This window comes from Pantoea vagans (genome assembly GCF_004792415.1).
Classification (GTDB): Bacteria; Pseudomonadota; Gammaproteobacteria; order Enterobacterales; family Enterobacteriaceae; genus Pantoea; species Pantoea vagans.
Window position 1 is genome coordinate 3054790 of sequence record NZ_CP038853.1, and the last position, 14736, is coordinate 3069525.

Annotated in this window: 12 protein-coding genes; 3 read left to right on the plus strand and 9 right to left on the minus strand. The window is 55.2% G+C overall.

The features are described from left to right. Positions 1-85: 85 nt before the first annotated feature. Genes EGO56_RS14510 through EGO56_RS14520 form a run of 3 tightly spaced genes read right to left on the minus strand, consistent with a single transcriptional unit; the run spans position 86 to position 4109 of the window. Positions 86-1861 carry a SmdB family multidrug efflux ABC transporter permease/ATP-binding protein gene (locus tag EGO56_RS14510; protein ID WP_135909866.1) on the minus strand — a complete coding sequence of 592 codons (1776 nt, stop codon included), beginning with the start codon at positions 1859-1861 and terminating at the stop codon, positions 86-88. Next, positions 1854-3623, minus strand: a complete 1770-nt coding sequence (locus tag EGO56_RS14515; protein ID WP_135909868.1) for a SmdA family multidrug ABC transporter permease/ATP-binding protein — start codon at positions 3621-3623, stop codon at positions 1854-1856. Before EGO56_RS14515 ends, EGO56_RS14510 begins: the two co-directional genes overlap by 8 nt. A gap of 24 nt (positions 3624-3647) precedes the next feature. Then, positions 3648-4109 (minus strand): Lrp/AsnC family transcriptional regulator, encoded by a 462-nt coding sequence (locus EGO56_RS14520; protein ID WP_135909870.1) that lies wholly within the window; start codon positions 4107-4109, stop codon positions 3648-3650. 117 nt (positions 4110-4226) lie between these two features. Between EGO56_RS14520 and EGO56_RS14525 the strand changes: the two genes are divergently transcribed. Continuing rightward, the gene (locus EGO56_RS14525) at positions 4227-5261 is read left to right on the plus strand and encodes a PLP-dependent cysteine synthase family protein (RefSeq protein ID WP_135909875.1); all 1035 of its coding nucleotides are present in this window, start codon (positions 4227-4229) and stop codon (positions 5259-5261) included. A 34-nt stretch (positions 5262-5295) separates the two neighbouring features. Here EGO56_RS14525 and cof read toward each other — a convergent pair whose 3' ends face one another. Further along, positions 5296-6117, minus strand: a complete 822-nt coding sequence (gene cof, locus EGO56_RS14530) for an HMP-PP phosphatase (protein ID WP_135909877.1) — start codon at positions 6115-6117, stop codon at positions 5296-5298. A 92-nt stretch (positions 6118-6209) separates the two neighbouring features. Here cof and EGO56_RS14535 point away from each other — a divergent pair, with 92 nt between their 5' ends. Further along, a complete protein-coding gene (locus tag EGO56_RS14535; RefSeq protein WP_135909879.1) occupies positions 6210-7928 on the plus strand; it encodes an SgrR family transcriptional regulator in 1719 nt (572 codons plus the stop codon). A 41-nt stretch (positions 7929-7969) separates the two neighbouring features. Then, positions 7970-8665, plus strand: a complete 696-nt coding sequence (gene queC, locus EGO56_RS14540; protein ID WP_095707747.1) for a 7-cyano-7-deazaguanine synthase QueC — start codon at positions 7970-7972, stop codon at positions 8663-8665. A 49-nt stretch (positions 8666-8714) separates the two neighbouring features. Here the strand turns inward: queC and EGO56_RS14545 are convergent, their stop codons facing one another. The 5 genes from EGO56_RS14545 to lon form a co-directional block, all read right to left on the minus strand. Next, a complete protein-coding gene (locus tag EGO56_RS14545; protein WP_135909881.1) occupies positions 8715-9113 on the minus strand; it encodes a YbgC/FadM family acyl-CoA thioesterase in 399 nt (132 codons plus the stop codon). A 100-nt stretch (positions 9114-9213) separates the two neighbouring features. Then, the gene (locus EGO56_RS14550; RefSeq protein WP_135909883.1) at positions 9214-9573 is read right to left on the minus strand and encodes a helix-hairpin-helix domain-containing protein; all 360 of its coding nucleotides are present in this window, start codon (positions 9571-9573) and stop codon (positions 9214-9216) included. A gap of 140 nt (positions 9574-9713) precedes the next feature. Then, positions 9714-11582 (minus strand): peptidylprolyl isomerase, encoded by a 1869-nt coding sequence (gene ppiD / locus EGO56_RS14555; RefSeq protein WP_033731764.1) that lies wholly within the window; start codon positions 11580-11582, stop codon positions 9714-9716. 247 nt (positions 11583-11829) lie between these two features. Continuing rightward, on the minus strand, positions 11830-12102 hold the full coding sequence (gene hupB / locus EGO56_RS14560; protein ID WP_033731763.1) for a nucleoid-associated protein HU-beta: 273 nt from the start codon (positions 12100-12102) through the stop codon (positions 11830-11832). Positions 12103-12316: 214 nt separating this feature from the next. After that, positions 12317-14671 (minus strand): endopeptidase La, encoded by a 2355-nt coding sequence (gene lon / locus EGO56_RS14565; protein ID WP_003850493.1) that lies wholly within the window; start codon positions 14669-14671, stop codon positions 12317-12319. Positions 14672-14736 lie beyond the last annotated feature (65 nt).

The following is a 14736-nucleotide window of genomic DNA, read 5'->3' on the forward strand; positions in this document are numbered from 1 at the left end:
ATCCTGCACTCCTTTGGTGCTTCAGGCGTCAAAGGAGTGCATTTATACAGATTATTCCGATAAAGCTGCGCAAAAAAGGTGCAAGTCAGCTTGCAGATGTTACAGGTACGCCCGACGCCAGATCTTCACCTGCCTGCTGCAGCTGATACATCTGCCAGTAACGCCCCTGCAGCGCCAGCAGTTGCTGATGCGTTCCCTGCTCAACCACACGACCACGATGCAGCACCAGAATCTTATCCGCATCAATAATCGTTGAGAGGCGGTGAGCGATTACCACCAGCGTGCTGTGTTGCCGTAGCGTCGCAAGCGTCTGCTGAATGGCCTGCTCGGTGCCGGAGTCGATGTTAGCGGTCGCCTCGTCGAGGATCAGGATCTGCGGCAGATCAACCAGTACCCGGGCCAGAGCCAGCAGCTGCTTCTGCCCGACCGACAGATTATTGCCCTGCTCACCCAGCCGGGTGTGAATCCCCTCCGGCAGGGCATGCGCCAGCGGTGCCAGCTGCACCTGTTCCAGCACTGTCCAGACGGCCTCTTCGCTGATGTCGCGGCCCAGCCGGACATTGGCCAGCAGCGTATCGGCCAGCACCACCGGATCCTGCTGCACCATCGCGATACCGCGTCGCAGCACGGCATGGCTCAGGTCGCCAATCGGACGATCATCAATACGAATTTCGCCGCGCGTCACCGGGTAATAACCCATTAACAGATTAGCCAGGGTACTTTTGCCACTGCCGGTATGGCCCACCAGCGCCACAAACTCACGCGGTGCGACGTCAAGATTGATATCACTCAGCACATCGCGGTTTTCACGGTAGGCAAAACTGAGGTTGTTCAGGGCAATACGACCTGAAGCCAGCGGCTGCGGATCGGCACCATACTGCTGCTGCGCGGCATCCATCAGCTCGAAGATACGCTCGCCGGACACCACCGCCTGCTGCAGCATCGACTGCTGGGTGGTCAGCTCAATCAGTGGCTCATTCAGACGGCCCAGGTAAGTAATAAAGGCATAGAGCACCCCCACTTCAAACACGCCAGGCATCGAGAAACTGAACAGAATCAGCAGCCCGCACAACACCATCGCTGAAAACAGGCTCAACAGTGGACGCAGCAGAAAGCCATCGAGACGCAGCGTTTCCATACGCGCCAGATAGTGAGAGCGGCTTGCTTCGCCCATGCGCTCACCAAATCGCGCCTGCTGACGAAACTGCTGAATCACACTCATGCCGCTGATCACTTCATTGAAGCCGTTGTTGATGTCAGCCAGATAGCTGCGAACCCGTCGGGCAATCGGCGTGCTGTAACGCTGATAGATGAACATCACTATCAGTACCAGCGGGAAGATCATCATTGCTACCAGCGCCATGCTCCAGTCAAGACTGAACATCGCCACCATCATGGCACCGACCAGCGCAGCGCTGCGCAGTACGGTTGAAACCACCGTGACATAAAGATCGCGGATTACTTCGGTGTCATTCGTCACGCGCGAAATAATCTGCCCGACCGGCTGAGTATCAAAGGCGCTCAGCGGCTGACAGAGCGCGGCATTCATCACGTCACTGCGTAACCGCTGTACCACACCAATGGCGGCACGATTGAACAGCAGCGCCTGCCAGTAGTGCAGCCCGGCGGCCAGTAGCTGAAGCAGGACAAAGCTGATGACCAGACCGGCCACCAGCCCCCAGGGCATCTGATGTTTCGCCACCAGGTTATCGATAAAATAGCTGACCAGCACCGGACCGGTTACTTCCGCCGCGGCAGCGATCCAGAGCATGCCTACCGCCAGCGACAGGGATTTACGCCAGGGCTTACCGTAGCTCAGCAGGCGCTTCAGGGTTGGCCACAAGCGGGCAGACTTAGCCATGCGGCACTCCTTTCTCATTTTCATCATCATCCAGCGCCGCTTCCAGTTGCTGGTAACGGTACATGTCACGATACCAGCCAGCGCTGGCGGTCAGCGCGTCGTGATCGCCACGCTGTGCCACGCTGCCCTGTTGTAACACCAGGATTTCACTGGCTTCCGTCAGCGCCGACAGGCGATGCGCGCTGATAATCAGTGTTTTTCCCTGCCCCCAGATGCGCAGGTTATGCAGGATTTCGTGCTCGGTACGACCATCCACCGCGGAGAGCGCATCGTCCAGAATCAGGATTTCTGCGTTCAGCAGCAGTGCCCGGGCAATCGAAAGACGCTGCTTCTGTCCACCGGACAGCATCACACCTCGCTCTCCGACTTCGGTTTCATAACCCTGTGGCAGCCGCAGGATATCGTCATGCACGCAGGCCAGCGTGGCGGCCTGTTCAATCTCCTGCCGGGTTGCGCCCGGTTTCCCCAGCGCAATATTGTTCGCTACGCTATCCGAAAACAGGAATGGTGTCTGGCTGACCACGGCGAGACGACTGCGCCAGCTGTCCAGCCGCAACTGCGTCAGCGGGATCTGGTGATAACGGATGTCGCCCTGCTGAATATCAAAATGGCGCTGGATCAGGCTCAGCAAGGTACTTTTTCCGCTGCCGGTTGGCCCGCACAGTCCCAGCATTTCGCCGGGCTTCAGCTGGAAGCGGACATCGCTTAACACCGGCGCCGCGCTGGCCGGATAGTGAAAGGCGCGAATCGAGACCTGCAGCGTGCCCGGTTCAGGTGGCAGTGACTTATCCCCATCTTCCACCGAGGGCGCTTCCGCCAGCAATGCACCGATGCGGCTCCAGGCGGCGCTGCCGCGTTCGACGATATTGAACATCCACGCCAGGGCGAGCATCGGCCAGATCATCAGGCCGAGATACATCACAAAGCTGGTCAGCTGCCCCAGGGTCATCTGCTCATGCCACACCAGCCAGCTGCCGCCGCCAATCGCCAGCAGGTTTGAGAAACCAATAGCGATGTAGATTGTGGGATCGAAACGGGCATCGACCCGCGCCACGCGCAGGTTTTTTTCACCGGTATCGCGGGCGATATCGGAGAATTGCTGCGACTGATGCTGTTCAAGACCAAAGGATTTAATCATCCGGATGCTGGTCAGGCTCTCCTGCGTCTGATCGTTAAGGCTGGAGAAGGCCGCCTGGGCCAGTTTAAAGCGATGATGCAGCTGATTACCGTAGCGATGGATGACGATTGCCATAATGGGCATCGGCACCAGCGCCAGCAGGGTCAGCTGCCAGCTGATCTGCGTACTCATCACCAGCAGCACCACACAGCCCATCACCAGCGAATCGACCAGCGTCAGCACCCCTTCCCCGGCCGCAAACACCACCCGATCCACATCGTTAGTGGCGCGCGCAATCAGGTCGCCGGTGCGGTGACGCAGATAAAATGCCGGTTGCTGCCGACTCAGCTGGCGATAGAAATCTTCGCGCAGCTCAACCGCCAGCTGGTAGGAGGCACCAAAGAGCAGCACCCGCCAGACGTAGCGCAGCAGATAGACCACCACGGCGGTTGCCAGCATAATGCCAATCCACATCATGATGCGGCTGGTACTCATGTTGTCACGTGTGACACCATCAACAATGACACCGACGACATGCGGCGGTAGCAACTGCAGAACAGCAATCACAATCAGCAGGATGACCGCGCCCAGATAGCGCCGCCACTCCCGCAGAAAATACCAACTTAATTGACTGAATAATCGCACAACGCTGCTCTCAATCTCAGGCCCTCAGGGGGCGACAGGTAAAGCCGTGGTGTATTTAATCTCTTCCATGGCGAAGCTGGATGTCACATCAATCAGGCCGGGCACACCGTTCACTAATCGCTTGTAGAACGCATCATAGCTCTTCATGTCCGCCACCTGAATGCGTAGCAGGTAATCATACTCGCCTGCCATCCGGTAAAAGGCCATCACCTCGGGCATGCTGCTGACCACCGAGACAAAAGCCTGATACCAGTCGCGGCTGTGCTGCTGGGTTTTCACAAACATAAGCGCCGTCAGTGACAGTCCGATTTTATCCCCATCCAGCAGCGCCACCCGGGCGCGAATAATGCCATCATCTTCCAGCTTTTTCAGGCGCTTCCAGCAGGGTGTGGTAGTGAGGTTGACGGCATCCGCCAGCGCCTGCAGTGACAGCGTGCAATCCTTCTGCAGCAGTGAGAGCAGTTTAAGGTCAGTTTTATCTAACATACGGGACTCCGGGAGAATCATTTTCTCCATTACCGCGATTTTAGCGGTATTTTTGCAATCTCTTTTTCCTGCACGTGCCATAAAATAGCCGCATCACTTCTTTACCGGATGCCTGAGATGCAGACCTGCTGGATTCGCCACGCTATCAACGAAATTAACGCTGATTTTCAACGATCGGCTGAAACCCATTTGATCCGTTTCGATCTGGCGGATTTTCCCGGCATCTGGTTCTACCTGAAAGATGAGAGCACCCATCCCAGTGGCAGTCTTAAACATCGGCTGGCACGATCCCTGTTTCTCTACGGTCTCTCCAACGGCTGGATTAAAGAGAATACGCCGATTATCGAAGCCTCGTCAGGCAGCACGGCCGTTTCTGAGGCGTACTTCGCAAGGCTGCTAGGCCTGCCCTTTATTGCGGTGATGCCCGCCAGTACCGCGAAACGTAAAATTGAGCAGATCACCTTTTATGGCGGACAGTGCCATTTTGTTGAGGATCCCTGCCAGCTTTACGCAGAATCTGAACGGCTGGCACGTGAGCTGAATGGCCATTTTATGGATCAGTTTACCTATGCTGAACGCGCTACCGACTGGCGCGGTAATAATAATATTGCTGAGAGCATATTCCGTCAGATGCAGCATGAACCCTATCCGATTCCCCATACGATGATTATGAGCGCGGGCACCGGCGGTACCTCGGCGACGCTGGGCCGCTATATCCGTTATCAGGGTCTCGAAACGAAACTGCTGGTAGTGGATCCACAGCATTCAGTGTTCTACGACTACTGGCAGTATCGTGATGCAACGCTGACCAGCACGCGTGGCAGCATGATCGAGGGAATTGGCCGTCCGCGCGTAGAGCCGTCGTTTATGCCTGACGTGATTGATGAAATGATCAAAGTACCGGATGGGGCGACGCTGGCCGCCATGCTGAAGCTGGAAAAGATCCTGGGACGCAAACCGGGCGCCTCTACTGGCACCAATTTCTGGGGCATGATGCAGGTGGCGAAAAGGTTACGGGCAGCGAATCAGCAGGGATCCCTGGTGACACTGCTGTGCGACAGTGGCGAACGTTATCCTGATAGCTACTATCAGCCGGAATGGGTGGCAAAACATATTGGCGATATCACGCCGTGGCAGCGCGAACTCGAATAAAAAACCGGACATCCTGTCCGGTTCACGGCAATCCTCAGCATTCGGGGGAATACGCGAGGTCGGGTGTTGCCAGCCAGTGATTTAAATAGTGAGACACCGCCTGTGTCTCGCAATGCCCTAATACCGGCAGATGCGGTAGCGCGGCTTTCAGCTGCGCCATCGCATTGCCCATGATGAAACCCCGTCCAACCTGCGACAGCATCTCTCTGTCATTCATTGCATCCCCGAACGCCATGCACTCCGCCAGCGTCAGTGACAGATGGTCGCACAACAGTGCCAGCGCGCTGCCTTTGTTGCAGCTGGCGGGCAACACTTCCAGACAGTCCACCGCAGAGAAGCAGATATTTGCCTGCTCACCCAGCGCCGCATCCAGTTCTGTTTTCAGCTGACACAGACGCTGATGCTGATCGATAAAGCAGATTTTTGTTACCTGATGCGCGGGCAGCCTTTTCAGATCGCACAGCTGATAGCCAAATCCGCTCATCTGATGGGCCACCAGCAGCTCAGGCTGGGGTCGATCGGTAAACCACCCCTGATCGTTGAAAATGTGGATCGACGCGGGCGTCGCCCAGTGGCGATGGATAACCTCTTCGGCTACCGCAGAGGGCAGATCGCGGGCAAAGATCAGATTGCCAGACCGATCGTGTACGCGGGTGCCATTCCCGGTAATCAGCCACGCGGGCAGCGTTAATTTCTCCCGCAGAATCTGCATCTCCAGCAGATGGCGGCCCGTCGCCAGCGCCAGATTAACGCCGCGCAGATGTAGCGCCTGCAGACTGTCCAGCGTCTGCTGACCCAGTTGATGATCCGGCAGCAATAATGTGCCATCCATATCGAATGCGGCTAAACGCATTATGGTTACCCTCCTGCTGAAAAGATGAGCTTACTATTGCCTGTTAATTGCGGAACTAATAGTGAATACTTTTAAAAAACTGTTCCGGGTTTACGATGCGTCAGCTTAACCGCCTTAATAAGTTTCAGCGCCTGTGGCAGCAGAGCCAGGGCGTCCCTCAGCAGACCTGCGTGGCAGAGATGGCCCGCCACTGCATCTGCAGCGAGCGTCATCTGCGCACGTTACTGTCACAGTGGCAGCACGCTGGCTGGCTTAGCTGGCATGGTGAACCGGGCCGTGGCAAACAGGGTCAGTTAGTGTTTCTGCGCACGCCTGAACAGTTACGGCAGCAGTTGCTGCAAAAACAGCTTGATGCCGGAGAGGCAGCTGACGCTTTACAGCTGCTGGATCTGCCACCGGAAAGGCTGATTAATATGCTGCGGCCGTTAATGGGTGGACAGTGGCAGAACGACACGCCGGTTCTGCGCATCCCCTACTATCGTCCGATGGAGAGTACCGAGCCGTGTCAGATTACCGGGCGGGCTGAACAGCATCTGGTTCGTCAGATCTATTCCGGTCTGACCCGTTTTGAGCAGGATGAGCCAGTCGGCGATCTGGCGCATCACTGGCAGCACGATGAAGCGTCCTGTAGCTGGTTATTCTGGTTACGGCCTCAGCTGATGTGGCATAACGACGAGCCGGTGCAGGCCGCGCAACTGGTGGTGCAGTTCCGCCAGCTGTTGCAGGATACGCGTGTCAGGATATTGCTTGCCGATGTGGTCAGCGTGGATGCGCCTCACCCGCTGGCGGTGCGGTTTAACCTGCGACAACCTGATTTCTGGCTGCCTCACCGGCTTGCCCATCTGTTGTGCCTGCTGCCCCATCCCGATTATCCCGCCACGGGCAGCGGGCCATGGAAACTCAGGCATTTCAGCGCTGAGCTGGTCAGGATTGAAAGCCATGCGCGCTGGCATCTGCAGCGTCCGCTGTTGCAGGCGGTAGAGTACTGGATTACTCCTCAGCTGTTTGATGCCGCACTCGGCAGCAGCTGTCGCCATCCGGTGCAGATTGCCATTGGCGATGCCGCTGAACTCAGGACATTAAAGCCGGTCAGCAGTAGCATCAGTCTCGGCTTCTGTTATCTGGTCTGCCGCCCGCGAGCCGGATTTACACCCGCGCAGGCGCGCACGCTTTTCCAGCTCATCCAGCAAAGCGGGATCGTCAGCCGGTTGCCACTGGATGAGGGGTTAATTACCCCCAGCAAAGAGCTGTTACCCGGCTGGGAAGTACCGCTGATTGATAGTGTTCCGGCACCCTTGCCTGCCACTCTGACGCTGCATTATCAGTTGCCGGTTGAGCTGCATCAGATGTCACAGGCACTGGTCGCCCTGTTAAAACAGCACGGCTGTACTCTGAACGTCGTTTTTCATCCGGTGAAAAGCTGGCATCATATCGCCCCGCCTGATGAGGCGGATATCGTGATGGGCGATCGGTTGATTGGCGATGCGCCGGTCTTCACACTGGCGAGCTGGTTACAGATTGACCCGCTATGGCGTCGGCTGTGGCCCACACCGCAGGGCGAAGAAGTCCAGGCGCAACTGCTGGCTATCCAGCAGATATCAGACGGCGACAGCCGTACCCGTGCGCTGCAGCAGCTTTATCATCAACTGATGACGGACGGCATCCTGCTGCCGCTGTTCAATTATCGCTACCAGATTTATGCCCCCCCTGCCGTTGAAGGGATAGAGCTGAACACGCTGGGCTGGTTTGATTTCAGCCGCGCATGGATTCCGCCGCCTATTGATCCGCCTTGCAGCTGTTCAGCAGCGGACTGAGGCATTACCATAAGCGCAAAATTAATTATCAGGGAAACACCATGAAACGCGCGGTTGTAGTTTTCAGCGGTGGACAAGACTCCACTACCTGCCTGATTCAGGCTGTACAGCTTTATGATGAAGTTCACTGCGTTACTTTCGACTATGGACAACGCCACCGGGAAGAGATCGAGGTCGCCCGCGATCTGGCGATGACACTGGGTGCGCGCGCACACAAAGTGCTGGACGTGACCATGCTGAACGAACTCGCCGTCAGCAGCCTGACGCGGGATAACATTCCGGTGCCGGCTTATAATCCTGAGGCCAGTGGCTTACCCAGTACGTTCGTGCCGGGCCGCAATATTCTCTTTCTGACGCTGGCCTCGGTTTACGCGTATCAGGTCGAAGCAGAAGCGGTGATCACCGGCGTCTGCGAAACCGATTTTTCCGGCTATCCCGACTGCCGCGATGAGTTTGTCAAAGCGCTGAACCATGCGGTGTCGCTTGGCATGGCGCGCGAAGTGCGTTTTGAGACGCCGCTGATGTGGCTCAATAAAGCGGAAACCTGGGCGCTTGCAGATTACTGGCAGCAGCTTGCGCTGGTACGCGAGCAGACGCTGACCTGCTATAACGGTGTGAAAGGCGACGGATGTGGTGAGTGTGCTGCCTGTCATTTACGGGCTAATGGCCTGCAGGGTTATCTCAACGATCGTGCTGGCGTCATGGCAGCCATGAAAGCAAAGAGCGGCCTTAACTAAGGCTGTCTGGCGTGGCGGCAAAGCAGTTCGGTTTGCCGCTTTTATCGGCTCATACCATCAGACGCATCAGTCGCTCGCGTAACTCCCCTTCCAGCGCAACCGCCTTCTGGGTCCGCAAATCAATACAGACAAACGTGAGTGCGGCATCCGCCACCACGGTCTCCTGACCTGCCAGCAACACCCGCTGGGCAATAATGCCGCTTTTGCCATTTAACTGCGTAATCTCACTGTCGATAACCAGTACGTCGCCCAGCACGGCCGGGCGACGATAGTTGATGTTGATATTGACCACCACAAAAGCCAGTTTCTGTTCCTGCAACCAGTGGAACGCTTCAGCCTCTTCCAGCCATTCCCAGCGCGCCTCCTCAAGAAACTCAAGATAGCGCGCATTGTTGACGTGCTGATAGACATCCAGATGATAGCCACGCACTTTTATGGTGGTCTGCATGATCATGCTCTCCTGCTACTGTGAGTTAACTGGTTGGACCTGTTCACTTTAGCAGAGTCGCCTGGTTAGCGTGGGTTTAGCATCACAGATGTGTACTGCCTCACAATTTCAGCCGGGACGCATTTCGTTCTATCAGCGCGTTACCGATACCCGGTACTTCGCTGAGCTGCTGAATCGCGCTAAAGGGTCCGTACTGTTCGCGATAGTTCACAATCGCCTGCGCTTTCTTCAGCCCCACACCATTCATAGCGGCAGAGAGCTGTTCCGCTGTCGCTTCATTGATGCTGACCTGCTCCTGCTTTGGCTGCAGCTGCGCGGCTGTCTCCGGTTTCGCCGCAGGCGGTGTGTTCTGCGAGACCGCCGGACTGGCAGGTTCAGGTGCCGCAGAGACGCTGCCGTGACAGAGTGCACCGCCCAGTGCGAGTGAGAGATAAAAGGCAACGAGTTTAGATTTAGCCATGCTGTGTTTCTCCTTGTGTGTAAACAGCAGCGACAGAGTGGCACTACGCCGCACAAGGCTCAAAAGCGGAATATCAGAAATGGAAAAGGCCGCGAATGCGGCCTTTGATTGTTACAGTCGTTGCGTAATTTTTGCGAGGCTTACTGCATTTGTGCGGCAGCGCCGTACTTGATTTTGGCCTCTTTACGCAGGTTCTGCAGTAGGGCTTCAAACGTCAGCTGCGCATTATTCTGCGTAACGCCTTTGACCATTTCGTCAATCTGCGCCTGCGGCATGCTGCCGGTTTTAACTTTATCTACCGCCACCAGCACCACATTGCCCTGCATATCTTCGCTGACACCCCATGAAGGCTTATTATCAGCAGGCTGAGGCAGGTTAAAGGCGGCCTGTGCCACCGGATCCTGTGCATTGCGATCAACGGTTTTGCTGGCGCTCAGTGTCAGGCCTGCTGCAGTCAGTGCGTCCAGCTTGCCCGCTTTGAGGTCGGTCAGCAGTTTATCGGCCTGGGCTTTAGCCTGCTGTGTCGCTTTGTCATGCTTTAGCGTATCCGTAATCTGCGCCTTCACCTGCTCCAGCGGTTTTACCGCTTCCGGTTTGTGCTCGCTGATACGCAGTACAAAGGCACGGTCGCCATCGACGGTGATAATATCGGAGTTGTTACCCGGCGCACCGTTCTGACCCACCAGACCACCGTTAAAGATCGCCTGCTTCACCGCATCGAAGTTAAGTGCGTCTGGCAGCGTGTCCTGACTGAACCAGCCGGTCTCTTTCGCTTTCAGACCCGAAGCCTGCTCAGCACCCGCCAGTGACTCATTGTCATTGCTGGCTGCTTCACTGACTTTCTGCTGCAGTTTGTAGAAGGCATCAACGCCCTTCTCCTGCTTCACTTTCGCTGCAACAGCGCTGCGAACCTCATCCAGTGGTTTAACCTGCTCTGGCTGAATATCGTCGAGACGAACCACCAGGAAGCCCACTGACGATTTGATCACGCCTGACATCTGGCCTTTCTCAGTCAGACCCGCATTTTTCAGCTCATCCGGGGTGGTTGACGGTTCCAGCCAGCCCATATCACCGCCCTTACGCGCAGAGATGGGGTCGATTGATTTGGCTTTCGCCACATCTGCGAAGCTGGCGCCACCTTTCAGCTGAGCCAGTACCGCATTGGCATCCGCTTCCGTTTTGGTCTGAATAACGCTGTAGCGATTACGCTGTGGTTGCGAATAGTCTGCTTTATGTTGGTCGTACCAGGCCTGAATATCTGCTTCGCTGGCATCCTGCTGCATGCTGGCGGCATCCATCAGGATATAGCTGACGCGGAACTGTTCCGGCGCCATAAAGCTGGTTTTATGCTGCTGATAGTACTGACTGATTTCGTCGTCGGTGACGGTTTGTTTCGCCATCAGGGCATTAACGTCCAGCGTCGCCTGACGAATATCACGTTGCTGTGAAACCAGGTCCACCAGTTTGCTGGCTTCGCCTTTCAGCGTGAAGTCTGTGTTCGCCACGGCATTGATCAATTGCTGATTGGAGAGTTGCTTACGCAGCGCTTCAGCATACTGGTCGGCGCTGAAACCCATGTTGCCGATCAGCGCCAGATATTTAGCATTGTCGAATTTGCCGTTGGTCTGGAAAGCCTGCTGATTGAAGATAGCCTGCTTAACCTGATCGTCACTGATGCTGAGATGAAGCTCTTTGATGTAGCTGTCGAGCAGCGCCTGGTCGATTAACTGCGACAGCGCCTGCTGACGCATCTGCTGCATGAAGCCATCGTTGCTGGCCAGCTGCGAGAACTGGTCACCCAGCATCTGTTGCTGGCGACTGCGTTCGCTGTTAAACGCCTGCTCCAGCTGTCCCCGGCTTATCTCCTGACCGTTAACTTTGGCCGCATAGTCGTTATTGCCGCCAATCAGATAGTTGCCAACGCCTGTCAGCACAAAAGAGACGATAATCAGTCCCAGAATAATCTTGAGCACGACATGGTTCGACGCCGCGCGTAAATTGTCCATCATGGTATGGCAACACTCCGCTGTAGTGTGAATGTAAAGCTCGGTCGCAATTCGCCACTGGCTGGCGACTCACGCAACTGCTGGCTTAGCTGGCAGTCTCAATCCGGTCCAGGTCCATCTTACGGCCCGATTCTCACCGGTTAAAACAAAAAAGGCACATCTCATTGATGTGCCCGTATGTTACATGAGAACGGGTTAATCGTCCTCTAATCCACTGAAGAAAATGCGTCAATGAATCTATTCGTTGTTATTAATTGACAGCGTCTTTCAATGCTTTACCAGCACGGAAACCGGGTACTTTACCAGCCGGGATGGTGATCTCTTTACCGGTTTGCGGATTGCGGCCGGTACGTGCAGCGCGGTCACGCACAGAGAATGTGCCGAAACCCACCAGAGCCACTTCATCACCCTCTTTCAGCGCATCTGAAACTGAGCCCATAAATGCATCTAAAACACGTCCTGCTGCAGCTTTAGAAATATCAGCATCGGCAGCAATTTTGTCGATCAATTGTGACTTATTCACTCTCTTCATCCCCTCTTTTATTATTTCACATCGTACCGGGCTTCCGGCCGGGTACGAACGCGCAGCAAGTTATATCAAGCCTGTGGAGCCGAAACAACGGAATTTCTCTGAGAACGTCGCCCCGACAGCCACCTAAATTAGCGGCACAAAAAAAAGCTGGCAAGCGCCAATTGCCTTGCCAGCTCCGCTTTTTAACGGTTTATGCCGTTAATCACTATTTTGCTGTTGCGACCTGCATGCCATAAGGCGCATTTTCCAGTGCCAGATTCAGCACCTCTTCAATGCGTTTCACCGGATGAATCTCCAGATCGGCAATCACGTTCTGTGGAATTTCTTCCAGATCACGCTTGTTGTCGTCCGGGATCAGCACGGTTTTAATGCCACCACGGTGTGCTGCCAGCAGTTTCTCTTTCAGACCGCCAATCGGCAGAACCTGACCACGCAGGGTAATCTCACCGGTCATAGCGACATCCGCACGCACCGGGTTACCGGTCAGACAGGAGACCAGCGCGGTACACATCGCGATACCGGCACTTGGACCATCTTTCGGTGTGGCGCCTTCTGGCACGTGAACGTGAATATCACGTTTTTCGTAGAAGTCACCATTAATGCCCAGCTTCTCGGCACGGGCACGCACCACGGTCAGCGCAGCCTGAATCGACTCCTGCATCACTTCACCCAGAGAACCGGTGTAAGTCAGCTTGCCTTTACCTGGTACGCACGCAGTTTCGATGGTCAGCAGATCGCCGCCCACTTCCGTCCACGCCAGACCAGTCACCTGACCCACCCGGTTTTCACTGTCAGCACGGCCGTAGTCAAAGCGCTGTACGCCCAGGAAGTCTTTGAGGTTTTCACCATTGATGGTGATGTGCTTTTTCGTCTTGTCCATCAGCAGTGATTTCACCGCTTTACGGCACAATTTCGACAGCTCACGCTCAAGGCTACGCACACCAGCTTCACGGGTGTAGTAACGGATAATGCCGACAATCGCGCTATCTTCAACCGTAATTTCACTGGCTTTCAGGGCATTGCGTTCAATCTGCTTGGTCAGCAGATGCTGCTTAGCGATATTCAGTTTCTCATCTTCGGTATAACCCGACAGACGAATCACTTCCATACGGTCCAGCAGCGGTGCCGGGATATTCATTGAGTTCGATGTTGCCACGAACATCACATCAGAGAGGTCGTAGTCGACTTCCAGATAGTGGTCGTTGAACGCAATGTTCTGCTCTGGATCAAGCACTTCCAGCAGCGCTGAAGCCGGGTCGCCGCGCATGTCCGAAGACATTTTGTCGATCTCATCCAGCAGGAACAGCGGGTTTTTAACCCCGACTTTCGCCATTTTCTGGATGAGTTTACCCGGCATGGAGCCGATGTAGGTGCGACGGTGACCACGGATTTCCGCTTCATCACGCACGCCACCCAGCGCCATACGGACATATTTACGTCCGGTCGCTTTGGCGATCGACTGACCGAGGGATGTTTTACCTACCCCTGGTGGTCCGACCAGGCACAGAATCGGCCCTTTGATCTTGCTGACGCGACTCTGAACCGCAAGATACTCAAGAATACGATCCTTCACGCGCTCCAGGCCGTAATGATCAGTATCCAGGGTCTCCTGCGCTTTACGCAGATCTTTCTTCACTTTGCTGCGCGCGTTCCACGGAACCTGCACCATCCAGTCGATGTAGCCGCGAACCACGGTCGCTTCTGCGGACATCGGGGACATCATTTTCAGCTTCTGCAGCTCAGCTTCTGCTTTTTCACGCGCTTCTTCCGGCATTTTGGCCGCGTCGATTTTGCGTTTTAACGCTTCGTACTCGTCAGGCGCATCGTCCATCTCGCCCAGCTCTTTCTGAATCGCCTTCATCTGCTCATTCAGATAGTACTCACGCTGACTCTTCTCCATCTGCTTCTTAACACGGTTGCGAATACGCTTCTCAACCTGCAGCAGATCGATTTCAGATTCCATCATCGCCATCAGATATTCCAGACGCTCATTGACGTCGGACATCTCCAGCACAGACTGTTTGTCTGCCAGTTTCAGTGGCATATGTGCTGCGACGGTGTCAGCAAGGCGGGCCGCATCGTCAATATTATTCAGTGAGGTCAGAACCTCAGGTGGGATCTTTTTATTGAGTTTGATATAGCCTTCAAACTGATTGATCGCCGTACGCACCAGCACTTCCTGCTCGCGCTCTTCAATCTCTGGCGAAACCAGATATTCAGCTTGTGCCACAAAATGGTCACCGTTGTCGGCCAGCGTCGTAATATGGGCGCGCTGTAAACCTTCCACCAGGACTTTGACCGTGCCATCCGGCAGTTTCAGCATTTGCAATACTGAAGCAACGGTCCCTACTGAAAAGAGATCGTTAATGCCAGGTTCATCCGTTGAAGCCTCTTTCTGTGCGACCAGCATGATTTTTTTATCATGATCCATTGCGGCTTCAAGGCACCGAATTGATTTTTCCCGGCCAACAAACAACGGAATTACCATGTGCGGATAAACCACCACGTCGCGCAGCGGCAACACGGGGATTTCAATGCGTTCAGAACGCTCAGGATTCATAGAGCTCTCTCTTTGTTTAATGTCCGCCAGGTGATGGGAACCGCATCAGGCAGGTATGCAGTTAA